Origin of the sequence: Enterococcus sp. HMSC061C05, assembly GCF_001814765.1 — a bacterium.
Lineage (GTDB): Bacteria > Bacillota > Bacilli > Lactobacillales > Enterococcaceae > Enterococcus_B > Enterococcus_B lactis.
In genome coordinates, this window is the sequence record NZ_KV817750.1 from 66,722 (window position 1) to 91,898 (window position 25,177).

Annotated in this window: 27 protein-coding genes and 1 other annotated feature; of the genes, 12 read left to right on the forward strand and 15 right to left on the reverse strand. The window is 38.5% G+C overall.

Going from position 1 to position 25,177, the window contains the following annotated elements; all coding sequences use genetic code 11:
* Nucleotides 1–315 precede the first annotated feature (315 nt).
* Nucleotides 316–1,605, forward strand: a complete 1,290-nt coding sequence (locus HMPREF2988_RS09730) for a S1C family serine protease (protein ID WP_002290101.1) — start codon at nucleotides 316–318, stop codon at nucleotides 1,603–1,605.
* A gap of 105 nt (nucleotides 1,606–1,710) precedes the next feature.
* On the opposite strand, the gene ytpR is transcribed toward HMPREF2988_RS09730, so the two are convergent.
* The 4 genes from ytpR to pepA form a co-directional block, all read right to left on the reverse strand.
* On the reverse strand, nucleotides 1,711–2,316 hold the full coding sequence (ytpR, locus tag HMPREF2988_RS09735; RefSeq protein ID WP_070770558.1) for a YtpR family tRNA-binding protein: 606 nt from the start codon (nucleotides 2,314–2,316) through the stop codon (nucleotides 1,711–1,713).
* Between the two features lie 204 nt (nucleotides 2,317–2,520).
* Nucleotides 2,521–2,985 (reverse strand): universal stress protein, encoded by a 465-nt coding sequence (locus HMPREF2988_RS09740; protein ID WP_002292633.1) that lies wholly within the window; start codon nucleotides 2,983–2,985, stop codon nucleotides 2,521–2,523.
* A 21-nt stretch (nucleotides 2,986–3,006) separates the two neighbouring features.
* Nucleotides 3,007–3,327, reverse strand: coding sequence for a thioredoxin family protein (locus tag HMPREF2988_RS09745; protein ID WP_002292632.1), 321 nt, complete (start codon nucleotides 3,325–3,327; stop codon nucleotides 3,007–3,009).
* Nucleotides 3,328–3,469: 142 nt separating this feature from the next.
* A complete protein-coding gene (pepA, locus tag HMPREF2988_RS09750) occupies nucleotides 3,470–4,549 on the reverse strand; it encodes a glutamyl aminopeptidase (RefSeq protein WP_002294156.1) in 1,080 nt (359 codons plus the stop codon).
* A 199-nt stretch (nucleotides 4,550–4,748) separates the two neighbouring features.
* Between pepA and HMPREF2988_RS09755 the strand changes: the two genes are divergently transcribed.
* From HMPREF2988_RS09755 to HMPREF2988_RS09770, 4 genes are all read left to right on the forward strand, one after another.
* Nucleotides 4,749–5,099, forward strand: coding sequence for a PepSY domain-containing protein (locus tag HMPREF2988_RS09755; protein WP_002292629.1), 351 nt, complete (start codon nucleotides 4,749–4,751; stop codon nucleotides 5,097–5,099).
* 184 nt (nucleotides 5,100–5,283) lie between these two features.
* Nucleotides 5,284–6,237 (forward strand): glycosyltransferase family 2 protein, encoded by a 954-nt coding sequence (locus tag HMPREF2988_RS09760; RefSeq protein WP_002374319.1) that lies wholly within the window; start codon nucleotides 5,284–5,286, stop codon nucleotides 6,235–6,237.
* Nucleotides 6,238–6,249: 12 nt separating this feature from the next.
* Nucleotides 6,250–8,037 carry a DUF6020 family protein gene (locus tag HMPREF2988_RS09765; protein WP_070770559.1) on the forward strand — a complete coding sequence of 596 codons (1,788 nt, stop codon included), beginning with the start codon at nucleotides 6,250–6,252 and terminating at the stop codon, nucleotides 8,035–8,037.
* Nucleotides 8,024–9,226 carry a hypothetical protein gene (locus tag HMPREF2988_RS09770; RefSeq protein WP_070770560.1) on the forward strand — a complete coding sequence of 401 codons (1,203 nt, stop codon included), beginning with the start codon at nucleotides 8,024–8,026 and terminating at the stop codon, nucleotides 9,224–9,226. The genes HMPREF2988_RS09765 and HMPREF2988_RS09770 overlap by 14 nt, the downstream gene beginning before the upstream one ends.
* A 75-nt stretch (nucleotides 9,227–9,301) precedes the next feature.
* Here HMPREF2988_RS09770 and pepV read toward each other — a convergent pair whose 3' ends face one another.
* Complete coding sequence (gene pepV / locus HMPREF2988_RS09775; protein ID WP_002329689.1) at nucleotides 9,302–10,720, reverse strand: dipeptidase PepV; 1,419 nt, start codon at nucleotides 10,718–10,720, stop codon at nucleotides 9,302–9,304.
* A 148-nt stretch (nucleotides 10,721–10,868) separates the two neighbouring features.
* On the opposite strand from pepV, the gene HMPREF2988_RS09780 reads away from it, so the two are divergent.
* The 3 genes from HMPREF2988_RS09780 (at nucleotide 10,869) to HMPREF2988_RS13800 (ending at nucleotide 12,403) form a co-directional block, all read left to right on the forward strand.
* A complete protein-coding gene (locus HMPREF2988_RS09780) occupies nucleotides 10,869–11,714 on the forward strand; it encodes an NAD(P)H-hydrate dehydratase (RefSeq protein WP_070770561.1) in 846 nt (281 codons plus the stop codon).
* A 3-nt stretch (nucleotides 11,715–11,717) separates the two neighbouring features.
* Nucleotides 11,718–12,158 (forward strand): acyl-CoA thioesterase, encoded by a 441-nt coding sequence (locus HMPREF2988_RS09785; protein WP_070770562.1) that lies wholly within the window; start codon nucleotides 11,718–11,720, stop codon nucleotides 12,156–12,158.
* Nucleotides 12,159–12,235: 77 nt separating this feature from the next.
* Nucleotides 12,236–12,403, forward strand: coding sequence for a hypothetical protein (locus HMPREF2988_RS13800; RefSeq protein WP_002292624.1), 168 nt, complete (start codon nucleotides 12,236–12,238; stop codon nucleotides 12,401–12,403).
* Nucleotides 12,404–12,698: 295 nt separating this feature from the next.
* Here HMPREF2988_RS13800 and HMPREF2988_RS09795 read toward each other — a convergent pair whose 3' ends face one another.
* A complete protein-coding gene (locus HMPREF2988_RS09795) occupies nucleotides 12,699–13,127 on the reverse strand; it encodes a hypothetical protein (protein ID WP_070770563.1) in 429 nt (142 codons plus the stop codon).
* Nucleotides 13,124–13,408 carry a hypothetical protein gene (locus tag HMPREF2988_RS09800; protein WP_070770564.1) on the reverse strand — a complete coding sequence of 95 codons (285 nt, stop codon included), beginning with the start codon at nucleotides 13,406–13,408 and terminating at the stop codon, nucleotides 13,124–13,126. The genes HMPREF2988_RS09795 and HMPREF2988_RS09800 overlap by 4 nt, the downstream gene beginning before the upstream one ends.
* A gap of 334 nt (nucleotides 13,409–13,742) precedes the next feature.
* Between HMPREF2988_RS09800 and HMPREF2988_RS09805 the strand changes: the two genes are divergently transcribed.
* Nucleotides 13,743–14,429, forward strand: coding sequence for a GntR family transcriptional regulator (locus HMPREF2988_RS09805; RefSeq protein ID WP_002312480.1), 687 nt, complete (start codon nucleotides 13,743–13,745; stop codon nucleotides 14,427–14,429).
* A 272-nt stretch (nucleotides 14,430–14,701) separates the two neighbouring features.
* Here the strand turns inward: HMPREF2988_RS09805 and HMPREF2988_RS09810 are convergent, their stop codons facing one another.
* From HMPREF2988_RS09810 to infC, 6 genes are all read right to left on the reverse strand, one after another.
* Nucleotides 14,702–15,391 carry a hypothetical protein gene (locus HMPREF2988_RS09810; RefSeq protein ID WP_070770565.1) on the reverse strand — a complete coding sequence of 230 codons (690 nt, stop codon included), beginning with the start codon at nucleotides 15,389–15,391 and terminating at the stop codon, nucleotides 14,702–14,704.
* The gene (locus HMPREF2988_RS09815; RefSeq protein ID WP_002315613.1) at nucleotides 15,366–17,495 is read right to left on the reverse strand and encodes a hydantoinase/oxoprolinase family protein; all 2,130 of its coding nucleotides are present in this window, start codon (nucleotides 17,493–17,495) and stop codon (nucleotides 15,366–15,368) included. Before HMPREF2988_RS09815 ends, HMPREF2988_RS09810 begins: the two co-directional genes overlap by 26 nt.
* 47 nt (nucleotides 17,496–17,542) lie before the next feature.
* On the reverse strand, nucleotides 17,543–18,880 hold the full coding sequence (locus HMPREF2988_RS09820) for a hypothetical protein (RefSeq protein WP_002329694.1): 1,338 nt from the start codon (nucleotides 18,878–18,880) through the stop codon (nucleotides 17,543–17,545).
* Between the two features lie 250 nt (nucleotides 18,881–19,130).
* Nucleotides 19,131–19,490, reverse strand: coding sequence for a 50S ribosomal protein L20 (gene rplT / locus HMPREF2988_RS09825; RefSeq protein WP_070770566.1), 360 nt, complete (start codon nucleotides 19,488–19,490; stop codon nucleotides 19,131–19,133).
* A gap of 52 nt (nucleotides 19,491–19,542) precedes the next feature.
* Complete coding sequence (gene rpmI, locus HMPREF2988_RS09830) at nucleotides 19,543–19,743, reverse strand: 50S ribosomal protein L35 (RefSeq protein WP_002289309.1); 201 nt, start codon at nucleotides 19,741–19,743, stop codon at nucleotides 19,543–19,545.
* A gap of 71 nt (nucleotides 19,744–19,814) precedes the next feature.
* Entirely contained in the window at nucleotides 19,815–20,339 is a 525-nt protein-coding gene (gene infC, locus HMPREF2988_RS09835) for a translation initiation factor IF-3 (RefSeq protein ID WP_002293357.1), read from the reverse strand.
* A gap of 43 nt (nucleotides 20,340–20,382) precedes the next feature.
* Nucleotides 20,383–20,508, reverse strand: a sequence feature (ribosomal protein L20 leader region).
* Between the two features lie 150 nt (nucleotides 20,509–20,658).
* On the opposite strand from infC, the gene HMPREF2988_RS09840 reads away from it, so the two are divergent.
* Nucleotides 20,659–21,291, forward strand: a complete 633-nt coding sequence (locus HMPREF2988_RS09840) for a pentapeptide repeat-containing protein (RefSeq protein WP_010722337.1) — start codon at nucleotides 20,659–20,661, stop codon at nucleotides 21,289–21,291.
* Nucleotide 21,292: 1 nt separating this feature from the next.
* On the opposite strand, the gene HMPREF2988_RS09845 is transcribed toward HMPREF2988_RS09840, so the two are convergent.
* Nucleotides 21,293–22,198 (reverse strand): magnesium transporter CorA family protein, encoded by a 906-nt coding sequence (locus HMPREF2988_RS09845; protein WP_002313988.1) that lies wholly within the window; start codon nucleotides 22,196–22,198, stop codon nucleotides 21,293–21,295.
* An 83-nt stretch (nucleotides 22,199–22,281) separates the two neighbouring features.
* Complete coding sequence (locus HMPREF2988_RS09850) at nucleotides 22,282–22,941, reverse strand: deoxynucleoside kinase (protein WP_002293362.1); 660 nt, start codon at nucleotides 22,939–22,941, stop codon at nucleotides 22,282–22,284.
* A 315-nt stretch (nucleotides 22,942–23,256) separates the two neighbouring features.
* On the opposite strand from HMPREF2988_RS09850, the gene mvk reads away from it, so the two are divergent.
* On the forward strand, nucleotides 23,257–24,201 hold the full coding sequence (gene mvk, locus HMPREF2988_RS09855; RefSeq protein WP_010731800.1) for a mevalonate kinase: 945 nt from the start codon (nucleotides 23,257–23,259) through the stop codon (nucleotides 24,199–24,201).
* Nucleotides 24,194–25,171, forward strand: a complete 978-nt coding sequence (gene mvaD / locus HMPREF2988_RS09860) for a diphosphomevalonate decarboxylase (protein WP_010731799.1) — start codon at nucleotides 24,194–24,196, stop codon at nucleotides 25,169–25,171. Before mvk ends, mvaD begins: the two co-directional genes overlap by 8 nt.
* Nucleotides 25,172–25,177: the final 6 nt, after the last annotated feature.

The window sequence follows — 25,177 nt, forward strand, 5'->3', positions numbered from 1 at the left end:
ACATCCACAGGTTTATCCACAGAAAATAGTGTTATTTTACCTTATTTCATCACATTTATTAGGCAAACATACGTTTTATAAGAATTTATCCACTTTATGCACAGGCTGTGGATATGTTTTATCCCTTATTTTTCCAATCCTATTCGCGTAGTTTTACACAGTATCTGTGGAAAAAGAAAATCAAATATTTTCATCTGAAAACAATGATTTTTCCTAAAGTTTTTCATAAAAAGTTCACAGTCTCAAAGTAGACTAAAGTCAACAAATAAGACTATACTAAAAGTAGATAAATGAATGTAATTGGAGGAGGAACACATGGATAGAAAAAATGTGACACCAAAGATGAAAAAAAATAAAAATAATAGCCTCTGGCGTAAGTTGGGTCTGGGGCTTGTTGGAGGGATCGTTGGAGGACTACTGACAGCTGGCATTTTTTATGCAGCGATGGGCACTGGCAACAATAGTTCTACTGCTACAAGCGGCAATCAAAATTCAGCCGGTGAAACAGTTGTCGAAAATGTCAAAGTCAATGTAGATTCTGATATCACCAAAGCGGTAGATAAAGTTCAAGACGCTGTCGTTTCTGTTATCAACTTACAAAGTCAAAATCAATCAAGCGGTTTTGGCGGATTATTCGGGCAGCAAGAAGAAAGTAGCAGCTCAGATGATAGTAATTTGGAAGCTTATAGTGAAGGAAGCGGCGTAATCTATAAAAAAGACGGGAATACTGCTTATGTAGTCACAAACAACCACGTAGTAGATGGACAGCAAGGTTTGGAAGTCATGATGAAAGACGGGACGAAAGTAAAAGCTGAATTAGTTGGAACAGATGCTTATTCAGATTTAGCGGTGTTGAAGATCAATTCAGATAAAGTCGAAACGGTTGCCTCTTTTGGTGACTCAAGCGCTCTGAAGGTTGGTGAACCTGCGATTGCGATTGGTTCCCCATTAGGATCTGAATATGCGAATTCTGTCACTTCAGGAATCATTTCTTCTTTGAATCGACAAGTAACAAGTACGAATGAATCGAACGAAACAGTCAATATCAATGCGATCCAAACAGATGCAGCGATCAACCCGGGAAATTCTGGTGGTCCTTTAGTGAATATCGAAGGACAAGTTATCGGTATCAACTCAAGTAAGATCGCAAGTACTTCTGAATCGACTTCTAATGTAAGCGTAGAAGGAATGGGATTTGCTATTCCAAGTAACGATGTAGTGAATATCATCAATCAACTGGAAAAAGACGGAAAAGTGACACGTCCAGCTCTAGGTATCACAATGGTCGACTTATCTGCCGTTTCTACTCAGCAACAAGAACAAATCTTGAAGATTCCTTCATCTGTAACTAACGGTGTCATCGTGACAAATGTCCAAACAGCTACACCGGCTGAAAAAGCTGGATTGAAACAATATGATGTCATTACTAAGATCGATGACAAAGAAGTTTCTTCTGGCGTAGAACTTCAATCTGCTTTGTATAAGAAAAAAGTGGGAGATTCTGTCAAAATCACTTACTATGAAGGCTCGAAAGAAAAAACAACTACTGTTGAATTGACGATCGATCAATCGGCATTAAAACAAAATCAAAATAGTGAAAATTAATAAAAAAAGAGGTTGTGACAAAGACTTGTCACAACCTCTTTTTTAAATGGTGTTCTTCTGCCAACTTCTTGCGACTCAGAGTGAAACGGCAGGCTCACAACCTCTTTATTTTGGAAATGCTTCTCCGACTACGGCATCCTCAGGCAATACTAAGATTCCTTTTTTTGCTGGAGCATTTGGCAAATGCAATTCACGAGCGGAACAGATCATTCCATAGCTGTCTACCCCTCGCAAAGTTCCTGGCCAGATCATCATTCCATCCGGCATCATGGCTCCTGGTTTTGCAACGACAACTTTTTGTCCAGCTTCGATATTTGGTGCACCGCAAACGATTTGCAATACTGTCCCATTGTCTACTTCTGTCTCAGTAATCGATAAATGGTCAGAGTCAGGATGCGGGACGCATGTTTTGACATAACCGACAACGATCTTCGGTTCATGATCAGCTTCAAGCTGTTCTTCGAATCCTGCTTCTTTGATCAATCGATTCAATTTCGCTAATTTTTCATCTGTTAAGCTTACTTGGCCGTTCCCTTCGATTGTTAGATGATCGGAGATATGGAAAAAGTTCCAAGCAACAACTTGACCTTGTTCATCTTTGATCCGAGCAACATTCCATTTACGTTCAACAGTGTTTTCTGTTCCTTTATCGTCGGCTATGATAACCATCAAAGTGTCTCCGACGTGTGCTTTGTTATAAGCAAAAATCATGTTCTTTCCTCCATTATCCTTTGCTGAGATTTATCTTAACAAAAAATTGCATTCACTGCATGAGATTTTTTTCATGCTTTATTTCCGAAGAAGCTTCTTCTGGAACACCATTTATTCGTAACAAGGGACTGTGACAAGACTTTTGTCACAGTCCCTTTACTGTTTTAGTGAATTGATTAAAAAGATTATACAAGTTCCACTTGCTTAATTACTTGGCTGTTCTTCTTCGTCAGAAACGATCAAGACATCACAAGGTGAATGACGTATAACGTAGCTGGCTACACTTCCTGTCATAAAGCGTTCGACTGCATTTAGTCCAGACTGCCCAACCATGATTAGATCAATTGCATATTTTTTTGGCAATTTGACTGCCATGGATTCACGAACAGAGCCGTAGGCAATAATTCCTTCTATATTTGTGTAATCAACAGATTTTCCATATTCTTTACATTCTTCGATCATTTGCTTGGCTGTTTCAGTTTGCTGATCGACTAGATTTTGATCAATAGGAGCATAGCCCATAAAATTATAAAATTGCTGATCGATTACGTTTGCTACATATACTTTCCCATTATTACGGCGAGCCACTTCTACCGCTTTTTTGAAAGCAGCAAGCGCTTGTTCACTACCGTCGATACCTACTAAAATGTTCTTATATTCTTGATTCATCTTGACCCCTCCTAACAGATGTCAGCCTTTTATTACACTTTCTAGGAACGATTCGATTTCCTGTTTTGTTTTACGATCTTTATTCACTAGACGACCTAATTCTTTTCCGTCTTGGATCACGACAAAACTTGGGATACCAAAAATGTTCCATTCAGCGGCTACATCTATGTACTTGTCACGGTCTACTTCAATAAATTGCCAATCAGAAAAGTCATTTTCGATTTCAGGCATTTGCGGTTTGATAAAACGGCAGTCTCCGCACCAGCCGGCAGTAAAGAAAAATACACTCTTTCCAGTTTCTACGTAGCCTGCTAATTCTTCTAAACTATTTGGGATAATCATTCTTTTTCCTCTACTTTCTCTTTATGTATTTTTCAATTAAATTATACACCTTTCTTACGAACTAACAAACATTGATCCTCTTTTTATAAAAAAAATCTGACAAAAGGTTGCTTTTGCCAGATTTTATAGTTTTACTATCGCGTTATTTTCCGTATACGATCGTGTTCACTGTTGATTTATCCAAACCTTTCAGTGTTTGAATCAACATTTCTCGTGCAGCTTCAAAATCGCGAATACTGAACATCGTTTGATGCGTATGGATATAACGTCCCACTACGCCAATCACTGTACTTGGGATTCCTTCATTTTGTGTATGAGCAGCACCTGCATCTGTACCGCCTTTTGAAACAAAGTATTGATAAGGGATATTGTTTGTTTCAGCAATATCCAGCAAGTACTCACGCAAACGAGGAAGCATGATCAAACCTGGATCTTGGATACGCATCAATGTACCTTCTCCTAAATGTCCGAATGTGCCATTTTTCGTCACTGTGTCATCTGCTGCAGAGCAGTCTACTGCAAAGAACAGATCTGGCTTGAATTTATTGACAGAAGCTTTAGAACCACGTAAGCCTACTTCTTCTTGGACATTCGCGCCTGCAATCAATGTATGACCTAATGTTTCATTTTGTAACGCTTCTAAAGCTTCTAATACCATTGTACAGCCATAGCGGTTGTCCCACGATTTGCTGATGATATTCTTTCCGTTGGCTGTTTTGATCGTTTCAGCATAAGGCACAATTGTGTCTCCTGGAAGGACACCGTAACTCATTGCCTCTTCTCTTGATTCAAACCCAGCATCGAACAAAATATCTGTTACTTCTACTGATTTTTGTCCGCTTGTTCCTCGCAATAAATGTGGGGGAACGGAAGAAGAAATACATGGATAATTCTTACCAGTAGAGGTTTTAAGTGTAAAACGTTGAGCAGAAACAACGTAAGGGTTCCAGCCGCCTAGAGGTACGACTTTGAAAAGCCCGTTTTCTTGGATTTGTGTCAGCATGAATCCGACTTCATCCATATGTGCTGCGACCATTACACGAGGTGCATCCGCTTCTTCATGGTGGCGCAGCCCAAAAATGCCGCCCAAACCATCTAATTGTAACTCATCTACCAGCGGTTCCATATGACTTTCCATATAGGCGCGAACGTCTTGTTCAAAACCGCTTGTTCCTTGTAATTCTGTTAACTCTTTGATTCGTTGAAATGTTTTTTCTTCCATATGCTATTCGTCTAAATTTCAGACTAAACTCCTCTCAGACTTATATTGATCTGCGGATAAAATATGATTTTTTCTGCAGACCGATCGTATTTATTATAGCTTATTTTTTCTGGTAGCGGTTATTTATTTCAAAGAAAATATGAGAGTGTGGTAAAATAAGCACAAGGAGTAGCAAGTGAGAAGAAGGAGGTATATCCACATGTATGAAGAAAGCGAATTAAGCTATTTTAAAGGCGGGTTAGCCGTTGGGATCGGTCTAGGATTATTGAGCGGGGTAGCTTCAACGATTTGGTATCATCGCAAAAAAGTATTGTCAGCAGACCAAGTGCTTGAAAATATCAAAACATCTTTTTTAAAAGAAGGCGCAATCGAAGGTTCTTGGATCTCTTTTGAAAAAGAACCTATTCGAAAATTCGCCGTTCGGTCGAGTGCTTATCGGGGTGGGCTTTCCCGGATAGAAGATGGCGAAACTGTTTATTATGAATTTTTAGCAGATGCTCATACAGGAACCGTATTAGACATTTCAAGAAAAAAGGGCGCAATAGATTAATACGTCAAAAAAATGAAATAACGAATACGCACCCACTATCTAAAAGAGAGGTCTCCTATCCTTCTTTTATAGTGGGTGGTTTTTATAAAAATAGGGCTATTTCCTCTTGGAATAGCTAGTATTTATAGTTATTATACGGTATTCTTGAAATAAGATTAGTTTTATTATATAAGGAGAGTGACAAATGGAATCACGTGAAAAAATTGCCGTGCTCATTCCTTGTTATAACGAAGAGGCGACAATTTCAACTGTTATTGAAGATTTTAAAAGGGAATTACCAGAAGCAGATATTTATGTCTATGATAATAATTCGACCGATCGAACATACGAATTGGCCGTTCAAGGTGGAGCAATCGTAAAGAAAGAACCACGTCAAGGAAAAGGAAATGTAATCCGTCAAATGTTTTTTGATATTGATGCCGATTATTATTTGATGGTAGATGGTGATGATACTTATCCTGCAGAAGCTGCACATGGTTTGCTTGAGAAATTACGTTCTGGCGAAGCAGATATGGTCATTGGCGATCGTCTATCAAATGGAACCTATTTTGATGAAAATAAGCGTCCTTTCCATGATTTTGGGAATAATCTGGTTAAAAATACAATTACTTACTTATATAAAACAAAAATTCGCGATGTCATGACCGGCTATCGAGGATTCAATCGAATTTTTGTCAAAAGCTTCCCTATTATGAGTTCTGGTTTTCAAATCGAAACAGAATTGACGATCCATGCTCTAGATAAAAAATTCAAGTTCGTTGAGATTCCAATCGATTATCGCGATCGTCCTGAAGGTAGCGAATCAAAATTGAATACATTCTCTGACGGATTCAAAGTGATCATGATGATCATCAAAATGTGCAAAGATTATAAACCTTTGCTTTTCTTTGGGATCTGGACTATCTTCTTCTTTTTATTTGGATTGGTCACAGGGATTCCTGTGATTCGTGAATATATGCTGACAAGCTTTATTACACGCATCCCTTCTGCGATTTTAAGTACGGGATTGATGACTTTAGCCCTTCTTTCATTAGTAACAGGGTTGATTTTGGATACGGTCGTCACAAATGCCAAGAAAGAATATGAATTGAATTTATACCATGTCTACCACGAATATCAAAATAAAGAAATGAAGTAGGAGGCCTTTTTTATGCATAAGAAAAAGGAGAATCTATTTCCTGCTTTTTTTGCAACTTTATTTGCGTCAGGTTTTGCTTTTTTTACTTCTTATGGTTTAGGAACTTTGAATCCAGCAGTAATCATTGGTTTAGCCATGGTTTTGCTACTTGCTTTTAAGCAATATGGAATAGAGTTGTTTTCAATAAAAAACAAAGTTGCAGCTATTGCCCGATTGTTTTTTTCTGCAGCTTTTGCTCTTACACTTTCTATTGGCAGACAGATACAATTTCAGTATGTCTCAGCAAACTATACAAAGACAACGATTGCTGATGGAAGTATTTTTTACTTTCTTGTTTTTTTCTCCGTTTTTGTGTATTCTTTTTTATTTTTACAATCGATTTATTTATCAATGCCAAAACTGGAAACATTTTTTACTGCTCAAAACACACAGGCTTTCTCTTCAAGAAAATATTTTTTATTCTTTACTATCTTTTTAGTTCTGTGTTGGCTTCCTTATCTGTTGGCATTGTATCCTGGAGTGGTTTTGCCTGATTCGTTAAGTTCGGTCGCCCAATCTATGGGTGATGTTCCTATAAGCAATCATCATCCAGTCTTATTCACCTTACTGGTCAAGCTATTTGTTCATGATTTACCAACTGATACGATCAATCACGGTGTATTTTTATTTTCTATTTTCCAAACATTGATAACAGCTTCAGCGATAAGTTATTCTCTTTGCTGGCTGTTAAAAAGACACATCCATTTTTTTCCGGTACTCATTAGTTTATGCTATTTTGCATTTGCACCGGTTTTTCCAATCTACGCCTTGAACATGCAAAAAGATACTTTGTTCTCTATCGCTTGCTTTTTATTTTCCTTAGCGGTTTTTGACTTTATTTTTCAACGAGAAAAGCCAACAATTCCCAATCAGATTTACGTAATCATCCTTGCTTTACTGACTACCTATCTAAGAAATAATGGGATTTATGTAGTAATCGGCACAGGTTTGATTTGCGGCTTGATTATTTTGAAACAAAAAAGGTATCAAGCATTCTTTCAAGTGGTACTCGGTTATACAGTGATTGCTGGACTACTCATCCACCCGTTGATGGCTCGTTATGCTATTCCTACAGAAACTGCCGAACAATTAGGTATTCCTTTGCAGCAAATTTCTAGAACTATTGTTATGGATGGTGACTTGTCTAAGAAAGATAAAGCATTCATGAATCAGCTACTCCCGATAAAAGATTATGAAGCGTATTCTCCTAGTCTCGCAGACTCAATCAAGTGGCATAAAAATTTTAACAATGAATTTTTGAATACACATAAAAAAGAATTTTTATCACTATGGGCAAGAAATTTACCAAGTAATATAAAAATTTATACAGATGCTTATATTTTAGAAACGTTCGGGTTCTGGGTACCTGGTACAAAAAATAGTTACGGCTTTTTAGATACTCGTGTAAATACGAATAATTATGGGATAAAACAAGTAGATTTGATTGAACATCTTACTGGATTGTCAGGAATGAAAAAAATCATCGATGCTCGTGATTTCTTTGGTTCCGGCACATTACTGTGGTTAGCTATCGGCAGTGCACTTTTAGCAATCTTTAAGAAGAAATATCGGTATTTACTCCTTTTTCTTCCCGGTATGCTTGTTTTTGCTACTATTATGATTGCTACTCCTGTGGCTTTTAGTTTACGGTATGTGTTTGTTTTAGCATTAAGTTTGCCTGTCTATATCCTCTCTCCTTTTTTACTAGATAAAAGAGAAAAAATGAAAACAGATATAGGAGATACTCATGAAACTATTTAAAAAGATATTTTTTGCTTTTGTTTTCTTGATTGCTAGCTATTGCGTACTGCTGACAATTACTTTTGTCATTCCGCAGCATTCTATTGAATCAAATGCAGAAAAATCTCTACAGATGGTTGAAAAAGAAGGGATGTATCCTTCTATCAATCAAGGAAATATGCTAGGTACTCGGTTAGATAACTTTACTGATCATTTGATGATACGAAAAACAAAAGCAGACCCTGAATTGAACCCATTGGAGAATGCGATGTCTATGGCGGATTATCCTCGTTATTGGCATGGTTATCAGCTCTTTTTGCGTCCTTTGTTGCTAGTGATGAGTTTAGGTAGCATTCGGATGATCTACGCAGCTGTTCTTTTTCTGTTGATTGGGTTAACGAGCTACTTTTTAATCAAGCGTAGCGACATCTATTTAGCGATAGCCTTATTAATCTCGCTTGTTATAGGAAATGCCGCAATCTTTTTCTTCAGTATGCAGTTTTCAAATATTTGGATTTTGACATTATTGTCTGTATTACTATTTTTAACAAAACCACAATTGTTCAAGACCAATCAACAATTATTCTTGTATTTCTTTGTCATTGGTTCTTTAGCTAACTTTTTTGACTTGTTGACAACACCGGTCATCTCTTGGGGGATACCCGTGATCATTATTTATTATGTAACAAATAAGTATTTAATGGATAAACGCAGTTCATTGAGCAAACAAGTAGGCAGTTTTGTTTTTACCGGTATCTTTTGGGGATTAGGCTATGGTTTGACATGGGTGACTAAATGGATCCTGTCATCGATCATATTGAACAAAAACATTGTAAAAGATGCAATCAACCAAATCCTCTTTCGAACGGAAGGAAACGACAAATACCCGTTGCATCGATTAGAGATGCTGAAAAGCAATATTAAATTGATGTATCCAAAAGTAGCAATATTATTGCTATTGATTACTTGCCTTGTTTTTCTCTATTTTGCTTATCGTAAACGAAATAGCTGGCATCCGTTCCAACTTCTAGTTTTGTTTGTCTTAGCTGCTGTAACGCCGTATATTTGGTACAACATTTTAGCTAATCACTCACAGATTCATTATTGGTTTACGTATCGTACGCAAATCATCACAAGTTTTGCTATACTTAGTGCTTTCGCCTTTTTGATCCCTCCTGAGAAATCAAAAGACGAACTGAATTACTTTTAGGAAGACCGATGTACTGATTCATTTTTAAACATAAAAACTCCAGCTATCAGAGATAGCCGGAGTTTTTTAGTATTTTTATTTCGCCAAACGGTAGATAGCATCTGCATAGATTGCTGTTGCTCTGAACAAGTCATCAAGACTCATAAATTCGTTTGCTTGATGCATTGTATCAGTATATCCTGGGAACATCGCTCCATAAGCAACGCCACGTTTCAACAAACGTCCGTAAGTTCCGCCACCGATGATTTGTTCGTAGCCTTTTTCTCCAGTGTGGTCTTCATAGACTTGCAATAATGTAGCCACCAATGGATCATCCATTGGTACGTAATGTGGTTCCATTACGCGAGCACCTCGAGTAACCGTTGCGCCTTCTTGCCCCACTGTTTGTTCGATGTCACTTTGCAATCCGTCTACTGTTACACCTTTTGGAAAACGGAAATTCATATTGATGAAGTTCGCTTCCTCTGTACCATTCTCTTCAAAAGCAAACAGTCCAGCATTCATTGTCAATTTGCCCATTTTTTCATCTTCATAAGCGACTCCTAGTTTTTCTCCATAGAAATCTTCATGGACATAAGCAGCTGCTACATGGATAAATTGTTTAGCAGATCCTAAGAATTCATAGTTATCTAAGAACAATGCCAAGAAAGAACCTGCATTGATACCAGATTGTGGGCTTGCACCATGTGCACCTTTACCAACTAATTCGATTTTTACATACGTATTGTCTGCTTCAATCGTTCCGCTTACTGGATTGGCTTCGATGAATTGGTAAAATGCTTCTTCCATCGCGATAGCTGTATCTGCACTTGGTACTTGAAGTGCTGCAGTTGCTGTTCCTGGCACCATGTTTTCGCGAAGTCCGGAAACAAAAGATTTCAATACATAATCTCCTGCATTGTCGCCTTTGAATCGTAAAGCTAAAGAAACATTTCCTTTTTCACCATTGATGATTGGAAATTCAGCATCTGGCGAGAAACCAAAATCTGGTTCTTCTTCATGTTCGAAATAATAAGCCATATCGCCCCAGCCGCTTTCTTCATCACTACCGACTACGAAACGCACTTTTTTCGATAGTTTCAAGTCAAGTTCTTTAATGATTTTCATCGCATAGTAAGCTGCCATACTTGGGCCTTTGTCATCACTTGATCCGCGTGCAAAGATCTTTCCATCCTTGATTACTGGTTCATAAGGATCTGTGTCCCAGCCATCTCCTGCAGGAACGACATCCATGTGTCCAAATATCCCTAGTGTTTCGTCTCCTTCGCCAAGATCAATATGCCCTGCATAGTTATCGACATTTTTTACTTTAAATCCATCACGTTCACCATAAGCTAACATATGTTTCAATGCGTCACGAGGTCCAGGTCCAAATGGTGCATCTGGTGTTACTTTTGAGTCGTCTCGCTCGCTGTTGACACGTAAAAGATTTTTCAAGTCTTCAAGCAAGTCTTCTTTACGTGCTTCTACTTCTTTTTGCCAATCAATTGTCATAAAGTTAATCCTCCACTTATTTAAGTCTTCGTGTTCATGATACCACAAATTACAGAAAAAAATAGTTCAAAAAATCTGACAATTCCTTTTCTTATCTGTTTTTCTCTAAAAAAAATATACGCTATAATGAGTAAAAGGAGGTTTTTTGATGCTGATAGACGAACAACTAGTGAAAAGAGTCATCACACCTCGTCCAAAAATTTCACATAAAGGAACATTTGGACGTGTCGTTTTGATTGGCGGCAATGAACAATACGGCGGAGCAATCATCATGAGTGCTTTAGCTGCCGTACACAGTGGAGCAGGTCTCACGACAGTAGTAACTGATGAAAAAAATCGGAGTGCCCTTCACAGTCATCTGCCAGAAGCAATGATCGTAGATTGGACGGATACTGACCAGTTTCTTTCCGTGATAAAGCAAGCAGATGTACTCTTGATTGGTCCCGGATTGGGCACTTCTTCCAAGAGTTTGGAACGTTTCAAACAAGTACTAGAAAACCAATCAAAAGAACAATGGCTGGTGATTGATGGCTCTGCTTTAAGTTTACTGGCTGCTAACCATCTTTCGCTACCCTATCCCGAACAAACAGTACTTACACCTCATCAAATGGAGTGGCAACGGTTGAGTGCTCTACCGATAAAAGAACAGCGAGATGAAGAAAACAAAAAGAAGCAACAGGAAATCGGTGCTGCGGTCGTTTTGAAAAGTCATGAGACAAAAATTTATGGTTACCAACACTTCTACACCAATCCTTTAGGTTCAGCTGCTATGGCAACAGGCGGCATGGGGGACACTTTAGCAGGAATGATCACAGGATTCTTCGCCCAATTCCCTCAAAATGACCAAACGATTGCGGCAGCTGTTTATCTTCATAGTTTCATCGGAGACCAGCTAGCAAAAGAACAATATGTCGTTTTGCCGACACAGATCAGCGAAGCACTTCCGAAGTGGATGAATTATTTTTGTAAAAAATCAATGGAAAACGAGGCATGAATCATGGAGAAATTTACAGGTTATGTACGAGAACCTTTTTATTATGAAACAGATCAAATGGGGATTATTCATCACAGCAATTATATCCGCTGGTTTGAAGAGGCTCGGGTAGCCTTATTGGTACATCTAGGGTTTCCCTATAAACAAATCGAAGAATCTGGGATCATTATCCCCGTTCTGGAAGTAAATTGCAGCTATAAAGAAATGATCCATTACGGAGAAAAAGTGAGCATCCATCCAACTATCCAAAAATATACGGGGACACGTTTAGATTTTAGCTACGAAATTGTGGGAACTGAAGACAAAAAATTAAAAACTATTGGTAGCAGTAAACACTGTTTCTTACTTTCTGATTCGCAACGTTTAGTGAAGCTGAGCAAAGTCAATCCGGAGCTAGATCAGTTATTCCAAGCGTACGCTTCTCTGGATAATGCTATTTCTTAATAAAAAACCGTCTAAGCATTTTTCTTGTATTGTGTCGAGTAGTTCGTATAATGAAAAGAAAAAAGCAGGTGATCCCCATGTATGTCGTTAAAGTAATGCACGGTTACATCGATAAAACTGGCTGCCGCACTAGGGAAAAAAACTTAGACAATCTGCTCATTTTCAAAGACAAAAAAGAATCCGAAGCTTTTGCTAAAAGAATCGGCGGTCGTGTCAAACCGATCCAAGAGGTACGACCAGATTGATCATCTATACTGACAAGGAGCTTGTGACAGAAACGATCAACTTTAAGAAACTGGAACACCGTATATAAGAGGATGTGAAAATGGTTTCTTACATTTTTTGCATAATTTTGACTTCATACCGAGAAACTGGTTTTTGACGTTTATTTGAAAAAAGGAAGATGATATGTTTTTTGTCATCTCCCCTTTTTTCAAATCAATTACACATTATACACCGACATTATCTTAACTACATGTACATTCGTACGTTGAAAAACAGTTGTGGCTAACTCATTTTTATCGTGCTAAGGGAAAAAATTCACTTGATGATGAATTGTAGCTGACTTTCAGCGTTCACATTTGATAAATCAATCGTAATTTCTCCAGTCACATCTTCACTGTTAGTTTTAGAAGATTCTTTTTTGTATAATCTAGTAACCAGTACTTCTTTCCCATTTTCTGAAATCTCTTTACTTACAAAATACCCAAAAAAAGTATATCCTTTATCGAGCTTATAACTGACTTTTAACACAGTGCTGTCCGCCACAACACCCAAAATTTCACTTTTTTCTAAATACGAATTATTTTCCAAAGGGGATGTCTCGCTACCAGAAAAAATAATTTTTAGGGTATCACCTTCCAATTGTTTGTCCTGCTCTTCCCCGTAAACAGAATGAACACTTACTATCCCCACTAATAAAAAAATTACAAGTAATAAAGATTTTCTTACACGTTTAGAATTTTTCATTCTACATACCCACTGAATACATAATCACGAGAAGACGCTTGCATATTCATTCGACCTTGTGTAGCGACATTCCACACAGAAGTAGGATAATTCCAACCTTTACTTAACTTCGGGTAAACCCCTATTAAGTCATTAGCGACGTGGTTTACATTAGATTCATCAACTGTAATAGCATTGCCTATATCAGTATCATAGTCAGAAATAGAGTCAGCCTGAGCTACAACGCTTGTACCTATAGTTAACATACCTAAAGTTAAAGCGAAACACAATTTTTTCAACATATACCCTCCTAAAATATTATTTTTATCAACCTAATGACAGCACATAAAAAAATGTGGTTAAAACCAGAATATGTTTACTGTAAAAAATGATAACAGTCTCGCAGTAAGATCATAATATAAAATAATCGACCTAACAAAACATCTTTCTAATTACGCTTACGAAAGAAAGCGTTATCTTGGGATTGATTGTATCTTTACTTCGTTTAAATGTATAGCATTATTTTTTATAATTTTTATGACTTGTTATAGTCACCACATTGTCGGTAGCTACTTTCTACGTTTTGTAAGCGATTTATGTTATAATAGATTATACTTACACAGAAAGGAAGTTTTAATGGGTATCAATAATTTACAGCAGCAAGCTTATGAATCTATCCGTAAACAGATCATTTATTCCGAGTTAGCACCTGGAAGTAAAATCTCCGATAAAGTGTTAGAAGAACAACTAGCTATCGGGCGCACACCTATTCGGGAAGCACTGATCCAGCTTCGTAATCAGGAGCTTGTAAAAACCATTCCACAGTCCGGCACCTATGTTTCAAAAATCGATATCCGATCTGCTTCATTAGCCCGTTATACGCGGGAAAAGCTGGAAAAACCGATCCTGCAAGAATGTAGTGCGAAAATGACAGCGCAAGATCAAGCTAAACTAGAAAAAATATTAGAACAAACCGATCAGGCAGTGATCGCTCAAAATAAAAAAGCTTTTTTTGATTTGGATACTGATTTCCACCGAACTTGTTATGAAATTGCAGGAAAACGAGAGATTTGGGACTGGCTGGAAAGTTATAGTACGCACTTGAACCGTTTCAGATGGTTGCGTTTGACGATTTCAGAATTAGATTGGGGTCGAGTATTGGATGAACATCAGACAATGCTTCAATCAATGATTGATCATAACTTTGATGAAGTCGGGTTTCTTTGTACGATGCATTTACATATGATTATCGAAGAGCAAGAATACGTGATTCATAATTACCCCGATTATTTTGAAGATATTCAGGAAAGACCCATCAAATAAAGGGACTGTGACAAAAATCGTGTCACAGTCCCTTTCAGTGTTCTCCTGCCAACTCCTCGATATTAGCTCAAAAAACGGCAAAATAGGAGGAGCTATTTTTGTTTGGCTGTTCTTATTACTTGATGCAGGACAGCTTTTTCACAACCTCTCATACACGGTGTTCCAGAAGTAGCTTCTTCGAAAAATAAACCGAAATGTCACAAAAATTTGAGAAGCCATTTTCGTAAATTCCTTCTTATTTCTTGAAGCTGACCACTTCTGTCACAACCTCTTTATTTGTGAGCAAAATCATACTCCGCACATCTTTTTTCTATTTCTTTTATTTCTTCTAAAATCCCCTGGCTACGCGTTTCATTATATGGCCAAAGCAAGACTGCCTCTAATACATAAGGCGAAAAACGGCTTTGATTCATCTCTTTTGAAAAACTCATCGCTGCTATCTCGCTCAATGCACGAATGTTTGATTGGTGTGTATAAAAAGGCAGCCGCCATAGCACAATTTTTTCGTTTTGAGTATAAATCCCCTTAACAGAAGCTTCGATGTGGTGAAATAGTTCATGTCCAATAATCAAAGCTTGCGCTGTTTCTTTAGAGATCGAAGTAAGTCCTGAACATTTTAATTTTTCTAACGGCTCCGTCATCAATCGGATCCCTTCATCTTCTGCATAAGTTGCAAAAGTGATTCGTTCGTTTATTTGCTCTGATTCACAGGAAACGATTGGAACAGCCATTTGTTTACAAATTTCTCCTACATCGGCAAAAGGGTACTTTTTTTTGATGCTACATGCCGTTTCGATGCCACAATCGATTGATTGTTGTATGAGGATTTTCTGCTTGGACAAAGGGATCTTTTTCCAAAACAAATCTCGCTGAAACTGATAGAATCCCCAAATTTCTTCGGGGATCTGTTGTAATTCGTTTAGTAACTCTTCTAACTTATGTTTGTTTGATGTTTCCGGCAACGACGATCACTTCTTCCTCTGGTTCCATAGTAGATACTTCCAGATCCATCAAAAGCTGTAGTTGTTCCAGATCCGTCGCTGTAAAATCAGAGACTCTTGCTCCTAAACAGAGATAAAATTCTGGTCGGGCGATCAACTCCGTTTGATAAACTGCCATATCTTCCCAAAGTTGTTCGACTGCTGCCATATAATTAGCTGCAGTTGTTTTCAGACAAGAAGCATGTCCACGTTGGACCTTGATAAATCCTTTTTGGTCGATGATCCGAAGACTTCCAGCATTTTTTGAACGATTCTGTTCGCCGCATACATAAAAGAAAGGTGTATTTTCCAATAAGCAAACTTCATTTTTATTTAATCGCATATCCTCTGCAGCAAGCTCTAATGCTTCTTCTGTTGTGATCTCCTTGGTTAGATCGGTTGCTTTCACTTCCGTAGAACCAGTAGCGATAGCCGTTACTTTTGAAGTCTGTGGATCGATTTCTACGTGGACTTCGATCGATTCTGGTGTAGCACCTGATTCAATCGCCTTATTCATCGCTTCATTTTTCAATGATCGGATATCTTCTTTACTTGGTGAAGGAATGATACGTTCTACAACATCTCGGACCATTGCAAGTGCTACACCAATAGAAGAGATCACTTCAGCATTTTCAGGGATAGAATATTTCACACCCATTTTATTGCTGAAGTAAGTAATCAAAGAGGCAGCGCCGCCCCCTACACCTACAAGAGAAATCTGATCTTTCTCCAAGTGATACTTGTCTGCCAATTCTAAAATCACTGGTTCAATCTTAGCATAGGATTTTTCCATGATCTGCTCTGCGATGTCTTCAATCGTCGTATGACAATAGTCTGCTAATGCCTGTATGGCTTTTCGTGCAGATGGGACATTTCCGTAAGAAAAATGTTCTTCTTGCACTAAGCCTAGGACATTGGCTGCACATGTATTTGTAATAGTCACTTCTTCTCCGTCTTCCATCACTACCTTGACGTAATCAGCAGGGTCTCCTTCTTTAGGAGAGAAAAATTCAACCTTAGGACCTTTGATTTTTTCTGTCTCCGTAAATACTGCATAATCTAGACCGGCAATATGTGCAGAACGTGGACCGACATCGATGATTCCTGACTGATTAGCCCGTACCATCGAACCGCCTGCCACACCTAGAACCCGAACATCTAATGAAGAGATATATGTTGGGTGGCCACCTACAATTGAATAATCGATTGCTGGACGTCCATTTTTAATGACCCCGATATTGGTTGTCGTTCCGCCTACTTCAAAATAAACCCCATTAGACGCTCTCAAGTACATCAAAGAGCCCATGACTGATGCTGCTGGACCGGAAAGCATGGTTAAAACAGGTCGTTTTTTCATTTCATTGATTTCCATTACTCCGCCGTCTCCGCGCATGATCATCAAAGAGACATTGACCCCTGCTTCTCGTACAGAGTCTTCTGTCGATGTTGCCGTATCTAGCATTTTTGGTAAAATAGACGCATTGATCGCTGCTGTCCGAGTTCTTCTTGTCAATCCATATAATTTTGTGATGTCAGAAGCCATCGTTGTAGGGATCGATTTTACCGATGCTGCTTCATAAACGACCCGTTCTGGTTCCCCATTATCTACTCCAAATGCCATAGAAGAAACCAAGACTTCCGCTCTTTCCCTTTCTAGAGAAGAAATCGTTTCTGAAACACGGTCTACATTTAAGTGTTTGACAGGTAAGAATGCATTGACGATCTCTATTTTTTTCTTATTCCCTAAATCGATATCGTTCAATCTAGTTTGGCGTTTTGCTAAAAAACCTTCTAATCCACCTTTTGCCATACCGATTACACCGACTTTTGCTACGTCCCCTTCAATCAGCGCATTCGTCGCTTGCGTAGTAGAATGTGCAACAAAAACAACGTCTTCTGGACTAATATTATTTTCCCGCAAACAATTTTGAAAAGATTGAACGACTCCTGCAGCCACCCCACGAACATCGTCGTGGGTCGTTTTCACTGAAGACTTTCCGATGATTTCATGTGTCGCATTATCGATTGCCACTGCTTTCGTATGCGTACCACCGACATCAATTCCCATTCGCACAAAACGTTTCATTTTCTTTTCCTCCATTCATCTAATCATTTCTATCGACGTTTTGTTTACTAGGCGTTCCCGTACAAGAAGAATGTAATCAAACATAAGATCGCACCGATGATCCAACCAGTTGGGATGGATTTCTTCATGTATTCTCGAGACGTTACTTTTGTATACCCTAATCCCCAAGCGACCCAAGATTGTGTAATATCTAAATGCTGAGGGGCAATCGTTGTGATTGCAAACAATGGGAACAAAAAGGCTGGCGACATTGTTGGGTTCACAGCTAATACAACAGCTAAAATAGCTGATCCTGAACCGACTAGATTCATTGGACCGCGGAAAAATCCTAATGGTGTCAATATAGCAAATACGATTGCTAAGACTAATGGTGATTGCGGTATCAAATCTCCGAAAATAGCTGAAAAATAAGGAGAAGCGTACGCAGCTGAGTTATTGAACATCGCTAAGGTCATCAAGAAACCGACCATTGGTGCGACATCGACTGCGCCATCTGTAAATAATTTCGCAAATTGACGACAGATTTCTTTATAACCTCCGCGCAATTTTCCAGTAAACAGCAATGCCCAAATACCTGCTAGAATAAAACCTAAGATGATTGGAAGATCTAACAAAACGACCCCTAAAACTGGTAATAATACGGCTAACCATGAGATCATTGGTGCGTCGCCGCCTTCAGCCGGTACATTTGCTGCCATTGCATAGCGTTTCTTTTTATTCATTGATATATTAGCCACCGTTAGTACAACAACTAAACTTACAACCATCCCAATCATACCGATTTGGAAATAGTCATTATAAGTGTAGCTTTCAGCTGCTGGGTTGAAACCAGCGTAAATCGTTTGATACTGTTTGAAGTTGACGATATTAGCAAAGATCCCAGCCATGATCGAGCCCATAAATGAGAACAGCGCAACTGGTACTGAGATTCCTAAAGACATCAAGATCGGTAAAACAATGACTGCGATAGAAATCACTGGTCCAATTCCTGTCATCGACATGAATATAACAGCGGTTACAACACACAGCAAACTCATCGTGATTCTTGGTTTGTCCCCTCCAAGTTCGACTACTTTACGAATCAGTGTGGCTGCTATCCCGCTATCTACTAGAACACGCCCGAAAAAGGCACCAAAGAAGACATTTACCAAGATCGATTTGGCGTACTCAGCAGGTCCAGTCGTATAGATATGCGTCAATACATCAATTACTCCTTGTCCTTCCATCGCCGGGTTCGGCGAAAACGTGTTTCCGACTAGCGCTAATCCCATCCATACAGTCGCCATGATGGCAAAACCGACCATCAAGTTGTAGCCCTTTACACAGTACCAGACCATGAAAAAGAATGAGATAACTAACAAAATACCAATAATAATATCACTCATGTTATTCCTCCGTCCATTTTATTTTTCTGATAAACAAACTAATATATCAGTCAAGTTCATTCTAACTTATGAAGTTAGCGCTTTCATTAGAGGATGACCATAAATGTTCGGATTTCAATTAAAAAACCTTAATTATGCTATTTTAGCCTTATACGCTATTATCCCGTTTTATATGGTGAAGAATTGTAAATAAAAAAGAGGAAAGAACATAACTTTTCGTTATCTTCTTTCCTCTTTATAATTGTTTAGCTTATTTAGCCAAAGCGTCTTTTGCTTGGTCAGCCAATGCAGTAAATGCTACTGCATCGTTAACAGCCAAGTCAGCTAACATTTTACGGTTGATGTCGATTTCAGCAACTTTCAAACCGTGCATTAATTTTGAGTAGCTCAAGCCATTCATACGAGCTGCTGCGTTGATACGAGCAATCCACAATTTACGGAAGTCGCGTTTCTTTTGACGACGATCGCGATATGCGTAGTTGTATGAATTCATTACTTGTTCTTTTGCTGTTTTAAATAAAGTGTGTTTTGAACCGTAGTAACCTTTTGCTAATTTTAGCACTCTTTTACGACGTTTACGAGTTACTGTTCCACCTTTAACACGTGCCATGTATAATTCCTCCTAATAAAAATAAATCTTCAGATTCTGTTATTTGTACTTCTTATTTCATTTTTGCTAGTTGTTGGCGAATACGCTTGAAGTCGCCACTAGAAACCATGCTTGCTTTACGCAATTGACGGCGTTGTTTTTTTGTTTTGCCGTGGAAACGGTGACTTGTAAACGCGCGGAAGCGTTTCAATCCGCCTTTACCAGTACGTTTGAAACGTTTTGCTGATCCGCGGTGTGTTTTTTGTTTTGGCATGACTATATTTCCTCCTCAAAATCTTTCGTTATCCGACTATCGGCTGTCCAACAGCCAGTTAGTCATTCAAATTACTTACTGTCGTTTTTCGGTGCCAGCGTCAAGAACATGCTGCGTCCGTCCATTTTCGCTTTTTGTTCCACTGTTGCAATATCAGCAGTTTCTTCGGCTAAGCGATTCAAGACTTTTTGACCAATTTCTTTATGGGTAATGGCACGGCCTTTGAAACGGATAGAAGCTTTCACTTTATCGCCCTTTTCCAAGAACTTACGTGCATTACGAAGTTTTGTATTGAAGTCATTCAAGTCGATCGTAGGACTTAAGCGAACTTCTTTTACATTGATCACTTTTTGTTTTTTACGCGCTTCGCGGTCTTTCTTTTGTTGTTCGAAACGGTATTTACCGTAGTCCATGATTCGCGCAACTGGTGGTTTCGCACCAGGGGCAACTAACACAAGATCCAAGTTTGCTTGTTCTGCAATATTCAATGCTTCTGCTTTTGTCTTAACTCCTAATTGCTCACCATCTGAACCGATCAATCGTAACTCTCGTGCACGAATGCCGTCGTTAACCATCATATCCTTTGCTATGGTCATTCACCTCCAAATATTATGAGAGAAAGAAAAGCTTACCGAATAAACGGCAATAAAAAAACGAGTTCTCTTACAGAACCCGCGCGTACTTCACCTAATAGAACCAGTGAAAACTATCTAGCCCAGTGACATTATCAACTAAGGCGAGAAGCGGGTGCTTCTGCTTTTATTTCTCAACCATCATAGTATAGCAAAAACCAATCCTTCTGTCAATGTTTTTCATACAGTTTTTCTTCCTTTTCTGAAAATGATTGGTCTAGCAGACTTTCTAGCAGTGATTCCCGCTTCTTTGCTATACTAAAGAAAAACGAGGTGAATCCAAATGAAAAAAATCGAACCTATCCCACCTTCTCTTCCTCCTCTGACAAAAGGAGATTTTTATTTAGAAGATGAAGAAATCCTCTCTGGTCTTCTGATCAATGGAGGTGATCAAAGCTATCTTGATGCCAAAAATATGGTATTAAGAGAGAGTCATGTCCAAAAACTGACCATGCAAAAAACAGCTTTACGTCATTTTGAATGCAGTAATGTCATTTTTGAAAAGTGTGATTTGTCCAATCTGGAGTGGATTGGTGGCAGTTTCCACCAAGTCGTGTTTCATCAATGTAAATTAACAGGTACGAATTTTGCCGAAAGTTATCTTAGAGACTGCACTTTCACTGACTGCATTGCTTCGATGGCTTCCTTTAGCAGCACAAACTTGAAAGCCGTATCCTTCGATCATTGCCAGTTAGAAGACAGCGAATTTTATGAGGTCACTTGGAAAAATCTTTTTTTGTCTGACAATCAGTTAACTGGTTCGAATTGGTTCCGAACTTCTCTGAAGGGATTAGACTTTACGACTAATTTCTTCACTGCCATTGCTTTATCTCAAGATTATTTGGCAGGACTGATCGTCAACCAGGAGCAAGCACTTGTGATTGCTCAAGCCCTTGGTTTGCAGATCAAAGACTAGATCAACGAATCCGCCGCCATAGTGCAATGAGCATCCAAACAGATAAAACCAGACTGATGATCAAGGCGATTCCCCATCCGAAAACGGAATGGGTAAATGGTAGCTTAAGATTCATCCCGAAAAATCCTGTCACAATAGTCGGTACAGTCAAGATCAGCGACCAGACAGTCAAAAACTTCATCGTGTCATTTAAATTATTATTCAGTAAATTATTATAAGTGCCAGAAAGCTGATCTAAAATCTGCGAAGCTAAGTTCGTCATTTCAACTGCTTGTCGTGCTTCGATCAGTGCATCGTCCAACTCTTCCTTTTCCTTTTCTGACAACTTGCGATAAATGGCCAATGCCTTGATTTGTTCCAAAAGTACTACATTTTGCTTTGTTCCTGTAACTAAGTAAACCAAACCGATCTCTAAATCTGAAAGTTGCAGTAGATTCTTGTTTGTTGTTTTTTCCCTTAACTTTAGGTTGAGCCGTTGACGTTCGCTATTTACTTCCTCGATTAAAGGAAAAAAGGAATCGGAAATTAAAAATAATGTACGAAACAATAAACTGTATACACTCATGTCTGGCATTCGCTCCAAAAGTGATCGAATCAGTCGAATCACATACTCGGTATTCGGCGTGGTAAATGTAAACAAACCATCTTCTTTTAAAATAAAAGCGATAGGACTAGTTTCGTAATGATTATCAACTTTTTGTTGGTGCGGGACATTTGATACAAGTAGTAACGCTTCATCAAAAGAGTCATACTCTACGCGTGCCCGCTCATTTTTATCTAGAGAATAAGTCAGCATCTCATCGCTGATGCCATATTCTTCTTTTAAATTTTTAACAGCTAGCACATCATCTTGCTGTATATTGATCCAAAAATTACGTTCTTGATTAAAATAGTGTTTTTCCCGCATACTCCATCCTCCTGATATTTGTTTCTAGTATAAAGAAAAAAGCTACTCAAATAAAGGAGCATCCTTTTTTGAGTAGCTTTAAATCAAATAGCTAATTCAGTTTGGCGGATTTCTGCTAATTTTTCTTCGATCATTTTCAAGACTTCTTCTTTTGCTTGAGGATCTTCCACAAAATTATAGCGATCTCCATCGATTTGGATTTTTGGACTTTCTTTGTATTCTTCATACCATTGATCATACCGTCTGTTCAATTCTTTGTAATAATCGTACAGACTTGGGTCAAAGGACAATTGTTCATACGAACGACCACGTTTCTCGATCCGTTCTAGCATCGTATCAAAAGATACACGAATATGAACTAATAAATCCGGGTGTTTTTTATGGGCAGCATAGGGCAGTTCTTCCATCATGTTTTCCAGCAGTTCATCATACACACGAACTTCCGTTTCCGTCGCTCTTCCTAGATCTGCATTTAGATGGAAAAGCAGCGAATCTTCATAAATCGAACGGTCCAATACATTATTGTCATCTTTCATTGCTTGTTTGATGCTTGCAAAACGTTTATTCAAAAAATAAATTTGCAACAAAAAAGCATACTGTTCAGGGTTTGCATAAAATAAGGGCAAGACTTCATTATCATCAATTGATTCATAAAATGCCTGACTATCAAAGTGTTCAGCCATCATTTCTGTCAAACTTGATTTTCCGGCACCAATTGTACCTGCTAAAACGATCACGCTCATTTACCTCCAGCTCACTTCATCACTAAATATTGTGTTTAACTCCAACCTTTTTAAATATACCCCCAATATCTAGTAGTGTCAATTGTATTTTTTTCTAGTCAAAAAAGAAAAAAGGTCAAAAAATTCTTAAGAAAAAAGGGTTTTTCCTTTAGAAAACGTATTCTTAGTTTTACTTCTGGGATGATTTTAGTAAAATAAAGAAGGAATGTTTTTTGAGACCCTTAGCGGACAAAAAATTTCGTGAAGCAGCGCAACTCGTTTTGGGCGCTTTATTTTTTGCTTAAAAATCACTTTTACGTGAGAAGGAGTTAGATTATGGCAAACTATGGCCAAGGAGAATCAAGCGGAAAGATTATCTTGATGGGCGAGCACGCGGTTGTTTATGGAGAACCGGCGATTGCCTTTCCTTTTTATGCAACAAAAGTCACCGCATTCCTTGAAGAGCTGGATGCAATGGACGATCAATTGGTTTCTTCCTACTATTCAGGAAATTTAGCCGAAGCTCCTCATACATTAAAAAATATCAAAAAATTATTCATCCATTTAAAAAAAGAGCATGATATCCATAAAAACTTGCAACTAACCATCGAAAGCACGATTCCTGCTGAACGTGGAATGGGATCAAGTGCTGCGGTCGCCACAGCAGTCACTCGTGCTTTTTATGATTACTTAGCACTTCCTTTGTCTCGTGAAATACTATTAGAGAATGTACAACTTTCGGAAAAAATCGCACATGGCAATCCTAGTGGAATCGATGCAGCCGCTACTAGCAGTTTGCAGCCAATTTATTTTACAAAAGGGCATCCTTTTGATTATTTTTCTTTGAATATCGATGCTTTTTTGATTGTCGCTGATACAGGAATCAAAGGACAAACAAGAGAAGCCGTCAAAGATGTCGCTCACCTGTTTGAAATACAACCACATGAAACTGGACAAATGATCCAAAAATTAGGATACTTGACAAAGCAAGCGAAGCAAGCAATCATTGAAAATTCACCAGAAATGTTAGCTCAAACAATGGATGAATCACAATCACTTCTGGAAAAACTGACGATCAGCAACGATTTCCTTGATTTACTGATCCAAACAGCTAAAGATACCGGTGCATTAGGTGCTAAATTAACTGGTGGCGGACGCGGTGGCTGCATGATTGCATTAGCACAAACAAAAACAAAAGCCCAAGAAATCAGTCAAGCACTTGAAGATGCGGGTGCGGCTGAAACTTGGATACAAGGATTAGGAGTACATACCTATGTTTAAAGGCAAAGCACGCGCATATACCAACATTGCCCTAATCAAATATTGGGGTAAGAAAAATGAAGCACTCATCCTTCCGATGAACAACAGTCTTTCGTTGACATTGGATGCATTTTATACCGAAACAGAAGTCATCTTTTCTGATAGCTATATAGCAGATGAATTTTATCTAGATGACACCTTGCAAGACGAAAAAGCAACAAAAAAAGTTAGTCAGTTTCTTGACCTTTTTCGTAAAGAAGCCGGCATCTCACTAAAAGCTTCAGTAATCAGTCAGAATTTCGTTCCTACCGCAGCCGGATTAGCATCCTCTGCTAGCGGGCTAGCTGCTTTAGCAGGCGCTTGTAATACTGCCCTTAAGCTTGGATTAGACGATCTTTCTCTTTCAAGATTTGCTCGACGCGGGTCTGGTTCAGCTTGCCGAAGTATTTTTGGTGGTTTCGTCGAATGGGAAAAAGGTCATGATGACTTAAGCTCTTATGCCAAGCCAGTCCCTTCTGATTCTTTCGAAGACGAGCTAGCAATGGTTTTCATTTTGATCAACGACCAGAAAAAAGAAGTGTCTAGCAGAAATGGGATGCGTCGGACAGTCGAAACATCCAGTTTTTATCAAGGCTGGTTAGATTCCGTTGAAGGGGATCTATATCAATTGAAACAAGCAATCAAAACAAAAGATTTCCAACTTCTCGGAGAAACGATGGAAAGAAACGGACTAAAAATGCACGGAACGACTTTAGCTGCCCAACCACCTTTCACTTACTGGTCTCCTGACAGCTTAAAAGCGATGGATGCGGTGCGGCAATTGAGAAAGCAAGGCATTCCATGCTACTTTACGATGGATGCTGGCCCTAATGTCAAAGTTTTAGTGGAAAACAGCCATTTATCTGAGGTACAAGAAACATTTACCAAATTATTTAGCAAAGAACAAGTAATTACTGCCCACGCTGGTCCAGGAATTGCGATTATTGAATAAAGGGAG

What these genes read in the sequence shown, in the direction of transcription:
- mvk (WP_010731800.1), top strand. Translation starts at nt 23,257, where the DNA reads ATGGCAAACTATGGCCAAGGAGAATCAAGCGGAAAGATTATCTTGATG.
- HMPREF2988_RS09785 (WP_070770562.1), top strand. Translation starts at nt 11,718, where the DNA reads ATGGAGAAATTTACAGGTTATGTACGAGAACCTTTTTATTATGAAACA.
- HMPREF2988_RS09845 (WP_002313988.1), bottom strand. Translation starts at nt 22,198, where the DNA reads ATGCGGGAAAAACACTATTTTAATCAAGAACGTAATTTTTGGATCAAT.
- HMPREF2988_RS09815 (WP_002315613.1), bottom strand. Translation starts at nt 17,495, where the DNA reads ATGAAACGTTTTGTGCGAATGGGAATTGATGTCGGTGGTACGCATACG.
- rpmI (WP_002289309.1), bottom strand. Translation starts at nt 19,743, where the DNA reads ATGCCAAAACAAAAAACACACCGCGGATCAGCAAAACGTTTCAAACGT.
- HMPREF2988_RS09765 (WP_070770559.1), top strand. Translation starts at nt 6,250, where the DNA reads ATGCATAAGAAAAAGGAGAATCTATTTCCTGCTTTTTTTGCAACTTTA.
- rplT (WP_070770566.1), bottom strand. Translation starts at nt 19,490, where the DNA reads ATGGCACGTGTTAAAGGTGGAACAGTAACTCGTAAACGTCGTAAAAGA.
- HMPREF2988_RS13800 (WP_002292624.1), top strand. Translation starts at nt 12,236, where the DNA reads ATGTATGTCGTTAAAGTAATGCACGGTTACATCGATAAAACTGGCTGC.
- pepV (WP_002329689.1), bottom strand. Translation starts at nt 10,720, where the DNA reads ATGACAATTGATTGGCAAAAAGAAGTAGAAGCACGTAAAGAAGACTTG.
- HMPREF2988_RS09800 (WP_070770564.1), bottom strand. Translation starts at nt 13,408, where the DNA reads ATGTTGAAAAAATTGTGTTTCGCTTTAACTTTAGGTATGTTAACTATA.
- pepA (WP_002294156.1), bottom strand. Translation starts at nt 4,549, where the DNA reads ATGGAAGAAAAAACATTTCAACGAATCAAAGAGTTAACAGAATTACAA.
- HMPREF2988_RS09755 (WP_002292629.1), top strand. Translation starts at nt 4,749, where the DNA reads ATGTATGAAGAAAGCGAATTAAGCTATTTTAAAGGCGGGTTAGCCGTT.
- HMPREF2988_RS09805 (WP_002312480.1), top strand. Translation starts at nt 13,743, where the DNA reads ATGGGTATCAATAATTTACAGCAGCAAGCTTATGAATCTATCCGTAAA.
- HMPREF2988_RS09745 (WP_002292632.1), bottom strand. Translation starts at nt 3,327, where the DNA reads ATGATTATCCCAAATAGTTTAGAAGAATTAGCAGGCTACGTAGAAACT.
- HMPREF2988_RS09770 (WP_070770560.1), top strand. Translation starts at nt 8,024, where the DNA reads ATGAAACTATTTAAAAAGATATTTTTTGCTTTTGTTTTCTTGATTGCT.
- HMPREF2988_RS09760 (WP_002374319.1), top strand. Translation starts at nt 5,284, where the DNA reads ATGGAATCACGTGAAAAAATTGCCGTGCTCATTCCTTGTTATAACGAA.
- HMPREF2988_RS09795 (WP_070770563.1), bottom strand. Translation starts at nt 13,127, where the DNA reads ATGAAAAATTCTAAACGTGTAAGAAAATCTTTATTACTTGTAATTTTT.
- HMPREF2988_RS09820 (WP_002329694.1), bottom strand. Translation starts at nt 18,880, where the DNA reads ATGAGTGATATTATTATTGGTATTTTGTTAGTTATCTCATTCTTTTTC.
- mvaD (WP_010731799.1), top strand. Translation starts at nt 24,194, where the DNA reads ATGTTTAAAGGCAAAGCACGCGCATATACCAACATTGCCCTAATCAAA.
- HMPREF2988_RS09780 (WP_070770561.1), top strand. Translation starts at nt 10,869, where the DNA reads ATGCTGATAGACGAACAACTAGTGAAAAGAGTCATCACACCTCGTCCA.
- HMPREF2988_RS09840 (WP_010722337.1), top strand. Translation starts at nt 20,659, where the DNA reads ATGAAAAAAATCGAACCTATCCCACCTTCTCTTCCTCCTCTGACAAAA.
- HMPREF2988_RS09740 (WP_002292633.1), bottom strand. Translation starts at nt 2,985, where the DNA reads ATGAATCAAGAATATAAGAACATTTTAGTAGGTATCGACGGTAGTGAA.
- HMPREF2988_RS09850 (WP_002293362.1), bottom strand. Translation starts at nt 22,941, where the DNA reads ATGAGCGTGATCGTTTTAGCAGGTACAATTGGTGCCGGAAAATCAAGT.
- HMPREF2988_RS09730 (WP_002290101.1), top strand. Translation starts at nt 316, where the DNA reads ATGGATAGAAAAAATGTGACACCAAAGATGAAAAAAAATAAAAATAAT.
- ytpR (WP_070770558.1), bottom strand. Translation starts at nt 2,316, where the DNA reads ATGATTTTTGCTTATAACAAAGCACACGTCGGAGACACTTTGATGGTT.
- infC (WP_002293357.1), bottom strand. Translation starts at nt 20,339, where the DNA reads ATGACCATAGCAAAGGATATGATGGTTAACGACGGCATTCGTGCACGA.